Origin of the sequence: Phaeobacter cretensis (genome assembly GCF_047372505.1) — a bacterium.
GTDB lineage: Bacteria > Pseudomonadota > Alphaproteobacteria > Rhodobacterales > Rhodobacteraceae > Phaeobacter > Phaeobacter cretensis.
This window is the reverse complement of sequence record NZ_JBKBEU010000001.1, coordinates 3,142,221-3,159,164: the sequence shown is the minus strand read 5'-3', so window position 1 is coordinate 3,159,164 and position 16,944 is coordinate 3,142,221. Positions and strand designations below refer to the sequence as shown.

The following is a 16,944-nucleotide window of genomic DNA, read 5'->3' as shown; positions in this document are numbered from 1 at the left end:
ATCATAGCCCGCCTGCGTTCAACTTTCGGATCCGCCACCAATCTTCGACGGCGTTCTGTGTCATTCGTACTGTCGGCCGCGCCGCGAGGCGCATATCCACCGCTGCGATATCCCGCTCCAACAGGTCGCGCACTTCGCTAACAGCAATCACCCGCTCCAACGCGGGCACAGGATTCTCCGCGGGCAACATGATCCGCTGTTCACGGTCCAAAACGAGATCCCAGCGCCGTTCGCCGATGCGCACAAGACCGCGCATCCGCGGGCCCAACGGCTTAGCGACAGCAAATAGCCGCAGCGCTTCTTCAATGGCTTCATCGGCGCTGCGCCCGGCAACAAGCGGCAGATCCGCATGCAAGCTGCGCGCGCCCAATTCGGCCACATGCACGCCACCTGCATCCAGCAACGCCAGCCCCTCGTGGCTGCGCCAGACAACTGCCGGCTTGCGTTCGACAATGGTCACCTGAAGCACCCCACCGGGACGAATGCGCACATCCGCAGTCTCCACCGGATCTAGCCCAGTAATTTCATCCCGAACCTGCGTCAGATCCAGATCGAAAGAGCTGATGGGAAGGTCAATCGGCACCACTTCTCGAATGTCTTCGGCAACATTGCTTCCTGCGCCATCAATAGCCATAATATTGACCATGAATTCCGGACGTTCTTCGATTGAAGCCCGCAAATCGCTGATCATCACCTGCAGCCGATCCCGTCGCGCATCGTCCGCCATAAAGGCAGCTCCAGCCACAAAAACCAGGCAGAAAGGAATGCCGAAGCGAACGCCAAACCGAATACCGGGCGTCAGCATCCAGCGCTGAATGCGATAGGTCAAGCGAGATGGCGCCGGATCCGGGCGTCGATCACGCGGTTTGCGAAGGCGGTTGATCAGCGAGGACATTTTGCCTCCTCAACCAGCCGAGCACACAACTGACCAAATGCCATACCAGTATGCTCCGCCTGTTCTGGTGTAAGCGAGGTCGGTGTCATGCCGGGCTGAGTATTGGTCTCCAGCAAAATAAGCCCCTCAGCACCACGTGCCTCATCCCAGCGGAAATCAGTGCGGCTGATGCCTCGGCACCCCAGCGCCTCATGTGCCTTTACAGCGTACTCAAGACACAGTGCAAAAATCTCTTCGGGGATATCCGCAGGCACCACATGGCGCGAACCACCGGGTTTGTATTTGGCGTCGTAGTCATACCAACCGTCGGTCAGGATGTCGGTCACGGTCAGTGGCTTGTCACCCAGCACCGTTGTCGTCAGCTCCCGACCAGGAGCAAAGCTCTCAACCATCACCTCGTCAGGCATATCGTCCGAAAGTTGTGGCGGCCCATTGGCGACTTCATTCACCAGATATACGCCAACGCTGGACCCTTCGTTATTGGGCTTCACCACATAGGGCGGCGCCATCACGTGGCCGGCCATCACCTCGGTTTTGGAATAAATCCCGCTCTCAACAACGGGCAGGCCAGCAGCGCGATAAATGAATTTGGCACGCTGTTTGTCCATGGCCAGCGCGGATGCCAGCACACCGGAATGGGTATAGGGGATGCCAAGCCATTCCAGCAACCCCTGCACACAGCCATCCTCACCCCAGCGACCATGGAGCGCGTTGAACACCACATCCGGGCGATCCGCTTGCATACGTGCTGCCAGATCCGGACCAGCGTCCAGTTCCGTAACCTGATATCCCTCGTCCCGCAGCGCGGTGGCGCATTCACGCCCTGTAGACAAAGACACCTCGCGTTCAGCCGAGGGGCCACCCATCAATACCGCCACTTTCGGGAGTGTCCTGCTCGACTTACTCACGACAAGCGCCTCAAATGTTCCGGGGCTTTGCGCCCCTTGTTGTTGCGGTCTTAAATTGACCTCAATTCGCACAGACCAAGGTCTGCTTTGGCTTTGCGAGGCGTGTTCCCCGCACCGAACGGACCACCGTTGATCGCTATCACTACATTAACGTCTCAAACGTTACCGGCTCGTTAACAGTGCCTTTACCAAGATCGCGCTTTTCCAAATCACCACCTGTTGTGATTCCCAAAGAAACACCCTGTCGATCAAGATTAACATCCTGAAAAACATGGCCTTTATTGGCTACCTGGAAAGCGGATCCCCCACCCGCATGATTTCCCACTCTAGTGCTATGCCAGAATTGGCGTAAACCTCTTTTCTCACCTCTTCACCCAATCCCTCAAGATCTGCGGCAGATGCGCCACCTGTGTTAATCAAGAAATTGGAGTGTTTCTCACTCATCTGCGCACCACCCAGCCGCGCACCGCGCATTCCGGCGTCATCGATCACCTTCCAGGCCTTCAAATCATGTACATCATCGGCTTGGCCCGTTGACGAAAATCCCGCTGGATTGCGAAAGGTTGAGCCGGCAGAGCGATCCTTGGTAGGTTGGGTCGCGTCACGTTTTTCCAACTGCTCCTCCATCCGTGCATGCAAAACGGCTGGATCACCTGCGGGGCCACGCAGTATGGCCGAAACCAGCACCGCGCCCTCAGGCACGGTACTTTGGCGATAGATGAAATTCAGGTCCTCGCCGGTTAGCGTCACCACTTCACCGCTACGCAGCACGACAGTTGCCGATTGAAAAACATCGGCGACGTAGCTGCCATAGCAGCCTGCATTCATGCGCACGGCGCCGCCGATAGAGCCCGGAATTGTGCGCAGAAACGTCAGATCAATACCTGCGTCTGCCGCCTTGCGGGCAACATGTGCGTCCAATGCCGCAGCACCTGCTACAACTGTATCGCCCTTGACCTCTATCGTGTTGAAACCACGGCCAAGCCGGATCACCAGAGCCCGCAAGCCACCGTCACGCACTATCAGGTTTGATCCAACACCCATCGGGAACACAGGCACTGATGGATCTAGGTTGCGCAGCAGATAAGCCAGATCATCGATATCAGCAGGCTGGAACAGATAATCCGCCGGTCCGCCGACGCGCAGCCAAGTCAAATCCGCAAGATCGCGATTCGGATGTAGCTTGCCCCGCAGTCCGTCAATGTTCATGTGCCCTGCCTCTGCCTCAACAATCGTCTTTCCAGTCCGCCCGCATTGCCCAAAAACGCAGGTTCTGATCAGCTAGAGCAACCAACATTCGGGGCTGATCCGGCTAGGCCTGCGTTTACTCTGGTTTGGGCTGATCACACAATGGGCCAGCCGGGCGGCAAGCCAAAGAAGTTAGATCGAAAGAGGGAAAATCGGCGAGGATCAGCTGCGCTTCAGGCGTTTGCGCAGCCAGCGGCCTAAATAGATCACCGGCCAGCGCAACATCGACATGCCTGCAAACAATGCCGCCAGCCCCCACCAAGGCCCGTTTTGATAGGTCACATAGCCCAGTAGCGGAATGCCAAATGCGATCAGGATATAGGCGCGTGACCAGTGATTGTCGCGACTGGGCACCATCGCCAGCACATTGGCCGCAACCACCCAAAGACAGGCGAGGATCAGAGACAGCGTCATTTTTTCACCTCTGGCTCAGGAGATGCGCGCAGACGCGACAACAGATGAAACAACGGGCGGCGGAACATCGACGCCACAGCGAAAACACCAAACGCAGCCGCAAACCAGCCAAGATCCCGCGCAAGCATGTAGATCAGAATCGGCGCCACCACGAGCAGTGCAAATCCAGGCGCGCGTTGCAACCGAACCGGCAATGCCGCGATGCCAGTGGCAATAAACACCCATATGATTGCAGCAAACAGGCTTAGCATTGTGCCACCTCAGCCGTCGGGTCAGTGGCCCGAATGTATGAGGTCATGCCAGCCACCTTTAGCCCTGCAACCGGTCTGGCAGCCCATTGGCCCAGGCGCTAATGGTACCCGCTCCCAAGCAGACAACCATGTCTCCGGGGCGTGCCTGCTCACGCACCAGCCGTTCCAGATCTGATTCGTCCAGCAACGCACGGGCATGGCGATGACCGTGACGGATCAACCCGGCCACCAGATCATCGCGCCCCGCCCCCTCAATCGGGTCCTCTCCGGCTGCAAAAACTTCGGCAATTGCAACCACGTCGGCTTCGTTGAAGCAGGCACAAAAATCATCGAACAGGCTGGACAGGCGAGAATATCGATGCGGCTGATGCACCGCAATCACCCGGCCATCACAGGCTTGGCGTGCGGCCTTCAAAACGGCGGTTATTTCAACAGGGTGATGACCATAGTCATCAATGATAGTGACGCCGCCCACTTCGCCAACTTTGGTAAATCGACGATTGACGCCCCCGAACGCCGCCAGAGCAGCGCGTATCTCACTACTCTTCATCCCAAGGTGACTAGCCACGGCCACGGCCGACAAAGCGTTGGAGACATTGTGATCTCCCGGCATCGGCAGAGTACACCCCTCGATCACACGATCTTCAGCCTGTAGATGGATATCGAAATGCGCCACACCGGCCTTGTAGGTCAGGTTCACAGCGCGCACATCCGCCTGCGCATTAAAGCCATAGGTTACCACCCGGCGGTCGGTGATGCGGCCCACCAGCGCCTGCACTTCGGGGTGATCAGTGCAGCAAACGGCGACGCCGTAAAACGGAATATTGGAGACAAAGTCGTAAAACCCGTCGCGCAGCGTGTCAAAATCGCCCCAATGTTCCATATGCTCAGGGTCGATATTCGTGACAACAGCGATGGTGGCTGGCAAGCGGTTAAACGTCCCGTCGCTTTCATCCGCCTCAACAACCATCCACTCACCCTGCCCCATCCGTGCGTTGGACCCATAGGCGTGAATGATGCCGCCATTAACGATAGTCGGATCAAATTGACCTGCGACCATCAGCTCAGCCATCATGGTTGTGGTCGTGGTCTTGCCGTGGGTTCCAGCGATAGCAACGTTGGATTTCAGGCGCATTAGCTCTGCCAGCATCTCTGCGCGGCGGACCACCGGCAGGCCGCGCTGCCGAGCTTCATCCAGTTCAGGATTGCCAGGTTTGATCGCTGAGGAAATGACCACAACCGCGGCTTCGTCCAGGTTCTCGGCTCGCTGCCCTACAAAGATGCGCGCACCCAGTTCTTCTAGCCTTGCGGTGATCTTTGACGATTTCAGATCAGAGCCCTGCACCACATAGCCAAGGTTAAGCAGCACTTCAGCAATACCCGACATGCCGATACCCCCGATACCAACAAAATGGATCGGACCGACGTCACCGGGTAGCTTGGTTGCAGGGTTCATTACGTTCTTTCCTCGGATAACTGTTCAACAAGCCCCATGAGCCGTTCGGTTGCATCGGGAACACCTGCCTGCAAGGCGGCCCGCGACATCTGTGTTGCACCGTCGGGATTGCTGAGAACCGCGTTCATTTGCTCTGTCAGCGCGGAAACGTCAAGGGCGCTTTCTGGGATCAGGATCGCACCGCCAGCAGCGACCAAAGCTCTGGCATTTGCAGTTTGATGATCACCAGCCGCCGCCGCAAAGGGCACCAGAATGGAAGGCCGGCCTATGACAGAGATATCCGCCACTGATGAGGCACCCGACCGGGAGATCACCAATTGTGCCTCTGACATGCGGGCCGGAACATCGTTGAAAAACGGCTGGACATCAGCCGCAATGCCATGTTCTGCATAAAACTGGGCAACCCGCGCGCCGTCTTCATCGCGGGCCTGATGCGAGATACGCAACCGGCTGCGCAAAGCTTCTGGCAGGGCGGCAATGGCTATGGGCACCACATCGGATAGGATCCGCGCGCCCTGACTGCCACCCATCACGAGGATGGACATCGGATAGTCGCCGGGAGGGATATAACCGGCACCGGCCCGTTCCAGCACCGAGCCACGCACCGGATTCCCAACATGAATACCATTGGCACCGTCCGGCAGATCAGTTGGCCAAGCACCACAGGCGACCTGCGCGACGCGGGTGGCAAAGATCTGGTTCACTCGGCCCAACACGCCATTTTGTTCGTGGATCATCCGTGGCAATTTCAGCAGATGCGCGGCAGCCAATGCCGGGATAGATGGGTAGCCACCAAAACCAATCACCACATCCGGGCGATCCCGCCGCATTTGCCCAGCCATGTTCAGGACACCCATCGCAATCTTGGGGGCAACCATGGCCTTCGCCATTATCCCACCACGGGCAAATGTGGCCGAGCTTACTTCAGTAATCTCGGTCGTGTGTGGGTAGCCGCCGGTATAGCGCACGCCGCGTGCATCTGTGGAGAGCTTCACCCGCCAGCCGCGCCGCAGCATCGCCTCAGCAAGGGCCTGGGCCGGAAACATGTGGCCGCCTGTGCCCCCCGCTGCCATCAAGAGCAATTTCTGCGCCATCGTGTCTTGGTCTTTCTAGCTCTGCTTGTCTCACCCGGCGGCCACATGCGCCGGGTCTCATCCATATTGCCCGGTTATGCCCCCAGCGGTCCAGTTCTGGCTGATCCTACCTTGGCCGGGCCCCGCCTAGGGCTGGCCACGACGCTTGGCTAGTGCCCGCGCGTCTGACCATGCCCACGCAGGAAATCAGCGATCTCACCCTGAGGACGCGCTCGGGAAAACGCCAGTAACATACCAACAGCAATCCCGCCCGCAATCAATGAAGAGCCACCATAGCTGACAAAGGGCAGCGTCATGCCTTTGGCAGGCAACAGACGGACGGCTACGCCCATATTAATCATCGCCTGTACTCCGAAGGTGCAAACCAGACCGGTGCCCGCAAGCCGAATAAACGTGTCCCGTTCCCGCATCAGGCGGAACAATGTACGTGCAACAACGGCCGTATACAGAAGGATGAGGATCACCACGAGCACCAGCCCGTATTCCTCAGCCGCGACAGCAATGATGAAATCCGTATGGGCATCTGGGAGCGACCATTTCACCTCGCCCTCGCCGACACCAACGCCGAACAATCCACCTTCGCGAATTGCGTTAGTGGCATAGCCCATCTGGGTGGTCGGATCGACTTCCGGGTTCAAGAATCCATCGATACGGCGGGCAAAATGTTCCGAATTGGAATAGGCGACAACCCCGCCCATCACAACAACCGCCGCCATGATCACCAGTAGCAGCATCGGCGCGCCAGCGACGAAATACATCACTCCCCAGCCAAACAAAACCAAACACGCCTGACCGAAGTCAGGCTGCATCACCAGCATCAACACCACAGTAACGCAGAGACCAAAAGACATCAGCGTGCCCGGAGGACCGTTGATTTGCTGGCTGGCCGCAATCATCCAGGCGGCCACAACGATAAAACCCGGCTTCAGGAATTCAGATGGCTGCAGCGAGGCAAATCCAAGCGAATACCAGCGTGTCGCACCCTTACCGAAATCAGTGCCAAAAACCGGCAGCAATGCCAGCGCTACAAAGGCGCAAATGAACCCGATGACAGCCAGCCGTCGCACAAGCGTCGGCGACATCATCGACGTAATCACCATGGCCACAAGTGCTGTGATGCCAAACACCGCCTGCCGCTCTACATAGTGAAAATTGTCAAAACCGTTGCGCTCTGCCAGCGGAACTGACGCCGCCAAACCAAGCAAAAGCCCAATGACAAACAGCATCAGAACGCAGGACATCGTCCACTTGTCCAAAGTCCGCCACCATTTAGGTAGGATCGGCTCGCCCGATTGTACGGGGAGCGCGCCATAGACCATTTCAGTCATGGATAAACCGCCACTATCTGCCTCGTGATCCGTCCCGTTTTCGGGATCGTTGGGCAAACAGTAACCGGAAACTTTGCATCAGACCAGCCTCTTCCTCTTGCCTTTGGCGGTTATCCGCGCCTATGGCCGGGCATGACTTATGAAACCGTTATCCTTGGTGCCGGTGCTGCTGGCATGATGTGCGCAACCCGTTCGGGCGCCAGCACACTGGTGATAGATCACGCCAAGGCACCAGGTGAAAAGATCCGCATTTCCGGCGGTGGCCGCTGCAATTTCACCAATATGTACGCAAGCCCAGAAAACTACCTGTCGCAAAACCCCCATTTCTGCAAATCCGCGATGGCGCGCTACACTCAATGGGACTTCATCGAACTGGTTGATCGTCATGGCATCGCTTGGCACGAAAAGACCCTTGGACAACTGTTCTGTGATGGATCAGCCAAACAGATTGTCGCTATGCTGGTGCAGGAAATGCAGGCGGCAGGCGCTGAACTGTGGCTGCAAACCAGCGTCAGCGCGGTCGAGAAGACCGCAGATGGCTACCGCATTTCGACTATACGTGACGGCAAGATCAGAACGATTGATGCGGGCAATCTGGTGATCGCCACCGGTGGCAAATCCATCCCCAAGATGGGGGCAACCGGCCTCGCCTATGATCTGGCCCGTCAATTTGACCTGCCGATAACAGAAACCCGTCCCGCTCTGGTTCCCTTCACCTTCTCTGATGAGCGCTTCAAGCCCTTGGCAGGTGTTGCACTGCCTGCACGTCTATCTAATGCGCGCACCAGTTTTGACGAAGCGCTGTTGTTCACCCACCGCGGCCTCTCCGGCCCCTCGGTGTTGCAGCTGTCGTCTTACTGGCGTGAAGGTGAGCCGATCAGTGTCAACCTGATTCCGGAAACACCGTTGTTCGATCTATTGCGCGATCAACGCCAGGCCGGAGGGCGCAAGGATCTGACAACTGAACTGGCCCGCCACCTGCCCGGTCGATTGGTGGAGTTCCTCGCCCCGGAACTTGGATCGAAGGGACGCCTTGCAGATCAATCGGATGCAGCACTGCGCGATCTTTGCGACCACCTGGAAAACTGGTCGCTAACCCCATCCGGTACTGAGGGCTACCGTACCGCCGAGGTGACGTTGGGTGGCATCGACACCGATTCTTTGTCTTCCAAAACGATGGAAGCCAAAATGACCCCGGGCCTATACGTGATTGGCGAAGCCGTGGATGTAACTGGCTGGCTGGGTGGCTATAATTTCCAATGGGCATGGGCCTCCGGCGTCGCTGCGGGCAATGCTATCGCCGGGCACGGCTAGGCTCTAGAGATCATGTTTCTGATGGTTGATCTTGAAATAGCAGCGATCTCATCCCATTTAGTTATCATGATAACACAATGGAGAATTTCATGACATCCCATTTTCAGCTGATCGCCAAAATCACCCCCAAGCCCGAACACATGCAGGACGTCCGCGAAAGTCTTATGGGTATTCTCGCGCCCACCCGCGCCGAGGCAGGATGCCTGAAATTCAACCTGCTGGAGGGGCGCGAGGGCGATTGCTTTTATCTTGACGAAGAATGGAGCAACGACGCTGCTCTCGCCGCCCACTATGAGAAGGACTACATCAAGCCGATCTTTGCCAAATACCAAAACTGGCTGGCTTCACCTGTGGAGATCCACAAGATGGCTGCTCTGGCCTGATCAGATGTTTTTCCTCAAGGAATTGCCATCCCAGAAGATGGTCGCAGGTTATGCCGACGCCCATGGCGGCGACCCCGATCATATCACTGACACGCTCGTGATGATGCGCCAGGCCAGCCTGTTGATCCGCAGGCTAGAGACCTATTTCGCCAGCCATAAACTGTCGCAGCTGAGGTTTCTTGTGTTGATAGTGATCGACCGGGAACTTGACCGCCAATCACTGAAACCAAATGAGATTGCACAGCGGATTGATGTCTCGAAACCTGTGCTGACCCGCACGCTACAATCGCTTCAGACCGACGGTCTGGTGCAGATTTCATCAAGCAAAAGTGACGGCAGATCCAAGGAAATCGCACTAACCCCGGCAGGATACAACCGGTTGCAACAGCTGTTGCCCGGCTATTTCAAGATCCTGGCTGAACGCCGCGCGGTACCTGAAGAAGCTTGAACGACGTCAGGCGACACAGAAGCCGCTCTCACAGCCCTTCCATCAGCTGTCGATGAACATTTTGTTGGCCGGTGTTACGCCGCGAGTATAGGTGCAGAACGTATCATGCGCCTCCGGTGTGGTCGTATGGATCTTGATGTTTGTGATCACCTCCACCGCCCCAGCCTCCAGGCAAGCCTTCTCGGCCTGCTTCACAATATCCAGAAGCCGGTCAAGTTCACCCTTTATCGTGGTCTCCATCGCGCCCACCTGAAAGGGCAGGCCCGACGCCTTCACCACATCAATCGCCTTGTCCACGACTTCAAAATTATTGCCATCGCGCAGGCGTGGAATGACCTGAAAGGCCAGCATCACGGTGTTCTTTTGCTCTGCCGTCACAGTCTCTGTCATTGGATATCTTTCTGCTTATGCTCGCCAGAGCCTCAGCCCTATAGTTTTGCAACCTCGGCGATGAAATCTTCGCCGCGCTGCTCGAAGTTATCGTATTGGTCAAAACTGGCCGCTGCTGGAGCCAGCAGAACGGTATCCCCCGCCTCTGCATCTTCCGTTGCCCGCGCCACAGCCTCTGACATGGTTACACAGACCTCAGCCTCCACATCCAGTTGCATGGCGAATGACGCCGCCTCGCGGCCAATGACATACGCTTTGCGAACTTTACTCGTCTGACCGCGCAAAGCCTCCAAACCGCCATCTTTTTCCAACCCGCCGCAGATCCAGCGGATATTTTCAAAGGCACTCAGCGCTTTCGCCGCGCTGTCCAGATTGGTGGCCTTGCTGTCGTTGACAAACCGCACCCCCGCCACCGTGCGAATGGTTTGGCTGCGATGAGGCAAACCGGGATAGCTGGCCAGCGCATCCTCTATCAGACGCGGAGCCAACCCCAGCGCACGCGCTGCGGCATATGCAGCACAGGCATTTTGATGGTTATGCGCTCCAGGCAGCCCCTGCATCTGGCGTAGATCGATCGAGGCCGCCTGCCGCCCTTTGCGGTATTCACTCAAAAACCCCTTGCGGGCGAACACCTGCCAACCCGGTCCGGTAAGTTTTTGTTGCACAGAGATCCGTATGACCCGGTCATCACTTGCTGCTTCTGATACCTGTCCGGCCAGATACAACCCCTCGTCCTCATCAACGCCAATAATCGCACGGTCCGGCCCACCCTCAGCAAACAGACGACGTTTGGCTGCGAAATATCCGCCCATCCCTGCGTGTCGGTCCAGATGATCTGGGCTGAGGTTGGTGAACACTGCCACATCCGGCGTTAATGCACGCGCCAGGTCTGTCTGATAGCTCGACAGCTCCAAAACCACGATCCCACCGGATCCCGGCGGATCAATATCAAGCACACCACGGCCGATGTTGCCCGCCAGCTGGCTCTCACGGCCCGCCTCCTGAAGAATATGGTGAAGCAGCGCAACAGTGGTGGATTTGCCATTTGATCCGGTGATTGCCACAACACGTGGGGCCTGATCAAACCGCTCCCAGGAACGCGTAGCAACAGAGCGGAAAAAAAGCCCGATGTCATTGTCCACCGGAACACCTGCGACCAGCGCCGCGCGGATCACCGGATTGGGTTTCGGGTAAAGATGCGGAATACCCGGCGAGACGATCAGTGAAGCGATATCATCAAATGCGCCGGATTTCGTCAGGTCACGACAGGTAAACCCTTCGACCTCCGCCCGCGCCCGTGCGCCCGGGTTGTCATCCCAGCAGATCGGCTCGGCGCCGCCTTCGAGCAACGCCCGCGCAGTGGCAAACCCCGAGCGGCCTAACCCAAGCACTGCTACCCTCGCGCCTGTAAATCCTGTAACAGGGATCATCGCCCAAACTCCCGCAATACCTTTGATCAAATCGCTAGCCGATCCATTGGATCAATGCCAGCCCCGTTGCGTTGACAACAGATGCTAAGAAATGAAACTTGCGCCCAAAATAGGGAGTATTCGATGTCCGCGAAATTGCAGCAGGTATTGGACCAGATCAGCCGGGACATGCACGACAGCCATGACTGGGGCAAGGTTGCTAGCTACATTCCTGAGCTGGGGCAGGTGCGGCCAGACCAGTTTGCGATTTCCGTCGCCACCGCAGATGGTGATATGTTCAGTGCAGGCAATGCGAGCACACGGTTTTCTGCCCAGAGCATCACCAAGGTTTTCACGCTCGCGATTGCCCTTGGGCGCGCCGGTGATCAGTTATGGCGCCGCGTCGGGCGTGAACCATCGGGCACCGCCTTCAACTCCATCGTTCAGCTGGAACATGAACGCGGTCGCCCCCGCAATCCCTTTGTGAACGCAGGTGCTATCGTTACCACGGATGTGGTATTGGCCGGGCGCGAACCGCGCGAAGCGCTGGCAGAATTCCTCGGGTTTGTTCGCGCCGCAGCCGAGGATGACGATATCCACATCAACGCCGATGTTGCCCGCTCAGAAACCGCACATGGGCACCGCAACTTTGCCCATGCGCATTTCCTGGCCTCGTTTGGCAATCTCAAGAACCCGCCCGAAAAAGTGCTCGGAACATATTTCCATCATTGCGCAACCGAGCTGACAACACAGCAACTGGCCAAGGCCGGGAGGTTCCTTGTCGGTTCCAACACCTTTCCGCACATGGTTTCGCTTGACCGGGTGCGGCGGCTCAATGCGCTGATGCTGACCTGTGGCCACTACGATGGCTCTGGCGAATTTGCCTATCGCGTTGGTCTACCGGCAAAGAGCGGTGTTGGTGGTGGTATACTTGGGATTGTTCCAGGCAAGGCCAGCATCGCGGCCTGGTCACCGGGCCTGGATCGCAACGGCAATTCCAAGCTGGGCACCGCCGCAATGGAACGGCTGGCGCAGGAAATGGATTGGTCGGTGTTCTGACGCGTCAAAGGCTGTCACCAAACAGATCCGGCGTTGCGTATCCCGCGTCCGCAGTGCTCACAGGTCATTCAATCTCGCACGCTATTCTCAAGATGTTGCAACACAACGATCAGGAGACCGGCCCAAATAAACCAGCTCTTTCACAGCTGCGGAGTCCGCACAGGCCGACAGACGGACATGGTCCCTCGCAAAGGCCATCCGACACTCCGCCCATCCGGCGGCGCCGCCTTCCTTCAACGAAAAACCGCCCGAGACATCACTGCCTCAAGCGGTTTCCTAAATCAGACTAAGCACTCTTGCTCTATACGCCTCGCAGGTTCCCGCGTGGCGGCCATTAGGCGTGGTTTACCTAACTTTGAGCGTCGCCAGACCAATCATCGCGAGGATCAGCGAAATGATCCAGAAACGGATCACGATGGTCGGCTCGGCCCAGCCTTTTTTCTCGTAGTGATGATGGATCGGAGCCATCAGGAACACCCGTTTTCCGGTGCGTTTAAAATACAGCACCTGAATAATCACCGACAGCGCCTCAACCACAAAGAGGCCGCCGACAATGGCCAGAACCAGCTCGTGTTTGGTGACCACAGCGATGGCTCCCAATGCCCCGCCCAGTGCCAGCGATCCGGTGTCGCCCATGAAAACCGCAGCCGGCGGCGCATTATACCACAGGAACCCAAGGCCGCCGCCAAACAGCGCCGCCGCAAAGATCAGAATTTCACCGGTTCCAGGCACGTAGTGCACATCCAGATATTCGGTAAAATCGACCCGCCCGACCGCATAGGCAATCACGCCCAGCGTAGATGTTGCGATCATTACAGGCATGATCGCCAGCCCGTCCAAACCATCCGTCAGGTTCACAGCATTGGCTGAACCCACGATGACACAGATCGAGAATGGCACATAAAACAGGCCCAGATTGATCAGCGTATCCTTGAACACCGGCAGTGCCAGTTGGTTCTGTAACTCAACCGGATGATAGGCCGATGCCCAGATTGCCGCGATCACCGCGATGGTAATCCCCAGCGCGAGGCGCAGTTTACCCGGAACACCGGCGGTATTCTGCTTAGAGACCTTGGCGTAGTCATCCGCAAAGCCGATCAATGCAAAAGACAGTGTGACAAACAACACCAGCCAGACAAACGGGTTGTCCAAACGCGCCCAAAGCAGTGTGGCCGTAACCAGCGCACCAACAATCAGCAAGCCGCCCATTGTCGGGGTCCCCGCCTTGGCCAGATGCCCCTCGGGACCGTCATCACGGATTGGCTGCCCTTTGCCCTGCTTGCGTCGCAGCACATTGATCAAGGGCGGCCCAAACAGGAACCCAAACAGAAGCGCCGTCAGAAACGCCCCGCCCGCGCGAAAGGTGATATAGCGGAAGAGGTTGAATAGATCCCCCCCATCCGACAGCGCGGTTAACCAATAGAGCATGTCAGCTGGTCCTCAATTCATCAAAATTCAGAAAGTGGCCTCGCCATGACCCAATTCGCGGATGCCGTCAACAATCTTGGCCAACGCCATACTCAACGACCCTTTGGCGAGCACGACATCACCCGCGCGAAGATGACCCCGCAGATCAGCGCAGGCCTCGGCGCTGATGGCATAGTGGCGACCACGTTTCTCCACAGGAAGAGCCGCGTGCAACGCGCCCATCAGCGGGCCGATACAGTGGATCTGATCAATATCATGAATGGCAGGTAGCCGTGCAAGATCGCTATGTAGTGCCGCTTCCTCTGGCCCGAGTTCTTTCATATCTCCCAGATAGGCGATACGCCGCCCCTCACAGCGGGTGGCAGCCAAAACTGTCAACGCGGCCGCGACAGAGGCCGGGTTGGCATTGTAGCTGTCATCCAGCATCAGGATCTCGCCTTTGCCCGCACCAAGGCTCACAGTCTCCCGCGCGCCGCGGCCTGTCACCGGAGACCAGAGCGATAAGCTCTGCACGGCTTTGGCAAGGTTCACCCCAAGAGCGGACACACAGGCAAGCGCGCCCAGTGCGTTCATCGCAAAGTGCGCGCCAAGCGACTGGATATGCAAGATGAAATTCCGATCTTCCATTCGCACCTGCGCCACGGTTTCATCGCCATTCAGGACGGTAGATAGCAAGACGTAATCAAGCTGGCCGTGCTGCGCCGAACTCCCGAACCAACGGGCATCAACCTCTGATTTCTGTGCACCGGCGCGGAGGACATTGGCCTCGGTAATATCAGCATTGAGAACAGCAACGCCCCCCGGCTCGAGACCATCCATGATTGCGGCCTTTTCGGCGGCGATGCCCTCGATCGTGTCAAACGCTTCCAGATGCACCGGGGCAACCGTTGTCACCATCGCCACATGCGGGCGGGCCTGCTTGGCCAGTGGGCTAATCTCACCAGGGTGGTTCATGCCGATTTCGATCACGGCAAAATCGCTGTCACGCGGCATTCGAGCCAGCGTTAACGGCACCCCCCAGTGATTGTTATAACTTGCGACTGCCGCGTGGGTGCGCCCCTGGTCGGACAATATCCGCGCCAGCATTTCCTTGGTCGATGTCTTGCCAACCGAGCCTGTGACCGCAATAACCCGCGCATCCGTACGCGCGCGCCCTGCCCGACCCAAAGCCTCCAGCCCGGTCTGCACGTCCTCAACCACCAACAAAGGGGCATCTTCCGCAACCCCCTCTGGCCAGCGAGAAACCAGTGCCGCGCCGGCGCCTTTTTCCAGCGCCTGCGCCACAAAGTCATGACCGTCACGCGCTGCTTTCAGCGCCACGAACAAATCGCCCGGCGCAATACTTCGGGTGTCGATCGAAATCCCATCAACGTGCCAATCGCCATGCGCCTGCCCACCGGTGGCGGCCGCCGCCTCAGCCGCAGTCCAAAGCGTCATACCAACCTCCCGTCGAGCGCAGCAACGGCCATGCTGGCCTGCTCAACATCATCAAACGGCAGCACATCCGTGCCAACGATCTGTCCGGTTTCATGCCCCTTGCCACAAATCAGCAAAGCGTCCCCCGGCCCCAGCGCATCAACACCGCGCAGGATCGCCTCAGCCCGGTCACCGACCTCCAACGCCTCGGGTGCGCCACCCTTGACGGCGGCACGGATTACGGCCGGATCTTCGCTGCGAGGGTTGTCATCAGTCACAATGACGAGGTCGGCGTTCTCAACGGCGGCTTGCCCCATCAGCGGGCGCTTGGCCGCATCGCGATCTCCGCCTGCGCCAATGATGGCGACCAGTCGGCCCAAAACATGTGGCCGCAGCGCCTTGATCGCAGTTGCCACTGCATCGGGGGTATGGGCGTAATCTACAAAGACGGTTGCGCCATTCTCGCGGGTCGCCGCAAGCTGCATCCGACCTCGCACCGTCTGAAGGAATGGAAGGGTTGCAAACACCGCCTCCGGATCTTCGCCACTGGCAATCACCAACCCACAAGCCAAGAGGATGTTTTCCGCCTGAAAACCTCCGATCAATTTCAACTGGCTCTGGTAGGAACGATCATGCCAGGTGAACCGCATTTCCTGCCCCGCGGCATCATAGCGCGCCCCCACCAGGCTAAGATCACCAAGCCCACGCCCGACCGAGATCACCTCCTGCCCGCGTGCAGCCGCAACCGCACGCATCTCAGGCCCGCGCGGATCGTCCATATTGATCACGGTCACACCGTCATCCGGCAACACCCGGCGAAACAACCCAGCCTTGGCGGCGAAATAGGCCTCAAAACTCTCGTGATAGTCCAGATGATCTTGCGTAAAATTGGTAAAGCCCGCTGCGGCCAGATGGACACCATCCAAACGACGTTGATCCAACCCGTGGGAAGATGCCTCCATCGCAGCATGGGTCACGCCCGCCGCCGCTGCCTCGGACAGCGCATCATGCAGGGTAATCGGCTCAGGTGTCGTCTGATTGAGCGGATGGCTCCAGGCGCCTTCGACGCCAGTGGTGCCAAGGTTCACGGCCATATGGCCCAACTCGCACCAGATCTGTCGTACAAAGCTCGCGACTGAGGTTTTGCCATTGGTGCCGGTGACCGCCACCATGATCTGCGGTTGCGCACCGAACCACAGCGCCGCAGCGTAGGCCAATGCCTGACGCGGATCTTCAACCACCACCAACGCAACATGGCTGTGTTTCAGCAATTCTGCAGCAATCGAAGCGCCAGCCGCATCGGTCAGGATAGCCGTAGCCCCATTTCCAAGCGCTGCCGGAATGAACTTGGCCCCGTGCACCTGACTGCCGGGCAATGCCGCAAACAACGACCCATCAGTGACCTTGCGGCTGTCCACGGCAATATCGTGGATCATCGGATCGACACCGCCGCGAGCGGTCAGCCCCAGCTGGCTAAGAGGACGGTTTGTAATGGTGCGCATA

17 protein-coding genes are annotated in these 16,944 nt (G+C 58.0%); 4 read left to right on the top strand and 13 right to left on the bottom strand.

Annotation, left to right across the window (positions count from 1 at the left end):
- Position 1: 1 nt before the first annotated feature.
- From ACEWZM_RS15010 to ftsW, 8 genes are all read right to left on the bottom strand, one after another.
- Complete coding sequence (locus ACEWZM_RS15010; protein WP_414007202.1) at positions 2-895, bottom strand: cell division protein FtsQ/DivIB; 894 nt, start codon at positions 893-895, stop codon at positions 2-4.
- On the bottom strand, positions 883-1,803 hold the full coding sequence (locus ACEWZM_RS15005; protein ID WP_414007201.1) for a D-alanine--D-alanine ligase: 921 nt from the start codon (positions 1,801-1,803) through the stop codon (positions 883-885). Before ACEWZM_RS15005 ends, ACEWZM_RS15010 begins: the two co-directional genes overlap by 13 nt.
- Before the next feature lie 285 nt (positions 1,804-2,088).
- Positions 2,089-3,012, bottom strand: coding sequence for a UDP-N-acetylmuramate dehydrogenase (murB, locus tag ACEWZM_RS15000; protein ID WP_414007200.1), 924 nt, complete (start codon positions 3,010-3,012; stop codon positions 2,089-2,091).
- 201 nt (positions 3,013-3,213) lie between these two features.
- Complete coding sequence (locus ACEWZM_RS14995) at positions 3,214-3,465, bottom strand: DUF2484 family protein (protein ID WP_414007199.1); 252 nt, start codon at positions 3,463-3,465, stop codon at positions 3,214-3,216.
- Positions 3,462-3,716: a DUF2484 family protein gene (locus ACEWZM_RS14990; RefSeq protein WP_414007198.1), complete on the bottom strand. Its 255-nt coding sequence runs from the start codon at positions 3,714-3,716 to the stop codon at positions 3,462-3,464. The genes ACEWZM_RS14995 and ACEWZM_RS14990 overlap by 4 nt, the downstream gene beginning before the upstream one ends.
- A gap of 58 nt (positions 3,717-3,774) precedes the next feature.
- Positions 3,775-5,172, bottom strand: coding sequence for a UDP-N-acetylmuramate--L-alanine ligase (murC, locus tag ACEWZM_RS14985; protein WP_414007197.1), 1,398 nt, complete (start codon positions 5,170-5,172; stop codon positions 3,775-3,777).
- On the bottom strand, positions 5,172-6,266 hold the full coding sequence (locus ACEWZM_RS14980) for a UDP-N-acetylglucosamine--N-acetylmuramyl-(pentapeptide) pyrophosphoryl-undecaprenol N-acetylglucosamine transferase (RefSeq protein WP_414007196.1): 1,095 nt from the start codon (positions 6,264-6,266) through the stop codon (positions 5,172-5,174). The genes murC and ACEWZM_RS14980 overlap by 1 nt, the downstream gene beginning before the upstream one ends.
- Before the next feature lie 149 nt (positions 6,267-6,415).
- Positions 6,416-7,594 carry a putative lipid II flippase FtsW gene (ftsW, locus tag ACEWZM_RS14975; protein ID WP_414007195.1) on the bottom strand — a complete coding sequence of 393 codons (1,179 nt, stop codon included), beginning with the start codon at positions 7,592-7,594 and terminating at the stop codon, positions 6,416-6,418.
- 132 nt (positions 7,595-7,726) lie between these two features.
- Between ftsW and ACEWZM_RS14970 the strand changes: the two genes are divergently transcribed.
- The 3 genes from ACEWZM_RS14970 (at position 7,727) to ACEWZM_RS14960 (ending at position 9,739) form a co-directional block, all read left to right on the top strand.
- Positions 7,727-8,908 carry a BaiN/RdsA family NAD(P)/FAD-dependent oxidoreductase gene (locus ACEWZM_RS14970; RefSeq protein WP_414007194.1) on the top strand — a complete coding sequence of 394 codons (1,182 nt, stop codon included), beginning with the start codon at positions 7,727-7,729 and terminating at the stop codon, positions 8,906-8,908.
- Positions 8,909-8,997: 89 nt separating this feature from the next.
- On the top strand, positions 8,998-9,291 hold the full coding sequence (locus ACEWZM_RS14965; RefSeq protein ID WP_414007193.1) for a putative quinol monooxygenase: 294 nt from the start codon (positions 8,998-9,000) through the stop codon (positions 9,289-9,291).
- A gap of 4 nt (positions 9,292-9,295) precedes the next feature.
- Positions 9,296-9,739 (top strand): MarR family winged helix-turn-helix transcriptional regulator, encoded by a 444-nt coding sequence (locus tag ACEWZM_RS14960; RefSeq protein WP_414007192.1) that lies wholly within the window; start codon positions 9,296-9,298, stop codon positions 9,737-9,739.
- A gap of 42 nt (positions 9,740-9,781) precedes the next feature.
- Here the strand turns inward: ACEWZM_RS14960 and ACEWZM_RS14955 are convergent, their stop codons facing one another.
- Both ACEWZM_RS14955 and murD read right to left on the bottom strand, forming a co-directional pair.
- On the bottom strand, positions 9,782-10,129 hold the full coding sequence (locus ACEWZM_RS14955) for a thiamine-binding protein (RefSeq protein WP_414007191.1): 348 nt from the start codon (positions 10,127-10,129) through the stop codon (positions 9,782-9,784).
- 38 nt (positions 10,130-10,167) lie between these two features.
- Positions 10,168-11,559, bottom strand: coding sequence for a UDP-N-acetylmuramoyl-L-alanine--D-glutamate ligase (gene murD, locus ACEWZM_RS14950; RefSeq protein WP_414007190.1), 1,392 nt, complete (start codon positions 11,557-11,559; stop codon positions 10,168-10,170).
- Positions 11,560-11,682: 123 nt separating this feature from the next.
- Here murD and ACEWZM_RS14945 point away from each other — a divergent pair, with 123 nt between their 5' ends.
- On the top strand, positions 11,683-12,597 hold the full coding sequence (locus ACEWZM_RS14945; protein WP_414007189.1) for a glutaminase: 915 nt from the start codon (positions 11,683-11,685) through the stop codon (positions 12,595-12,597).
- A gap of 345 nt (positions 12,598-12,942) precedes the next feature.
- On the opposite strand, the gene mraY is transcribed toward ACEWZM_RS14945, so the two are convergent.
- Genes mraY through ACEWZM_RS14930 form a run of 3 tightly spaced genes read right to left on the bottom strand, consistent with a single transcriptional unit; the run spans position 12,943 to position 16,943 of the window.
- The gene (gene mraY, locus ACEWZM_RS14940; RefSeq protein ID WP_414007188.1) at positions 12,943-14,025 is read right to left on the bottom strand and encodes a phospho-N-acetylmuramoyl-pentapeptide-transferase; all 1,083 of its coding nucleotides are present in this window, start codon (positions 14,023-14,025) and stop codon (positions 12,943-12,945) included.
- A 27-nt stretch (positions 14,026-14,052) separates the two neighbouring features.
- Entirely contained in the window at positions 14,053-15,462 is a 1,410-nt protein-coding gene (locus ACEWZM_RS14935; RefSeq protein ID WP_414007187.1) for a UDP-N-acetylmuramoyl-tripeptide--D-alanyl-D-alanine ligase, read from the bottom strand.
- The gene (locus ACEWZM_RS14930; protein ID WP_414007186.1) at positions 15,459-16,943 is read right to left on the bottom strand and encodes a UDP-N-acetylmuramoyl-L-alanyl-D-glutamate--2,6-diaminopimelate ligase; all 1,485 of its coding nucleotides are present in this window, start codon (positions 16,941-16,943) and stop codon (positions 15,459-15,461) included. The genes ACEWZM_RS14935 and ACEWZM_RS14930 overlap by 4 nt, the downstream gene beginning before the upstream one ends.
- Position 16,944 lies beyond the last annotated feature (1 nt).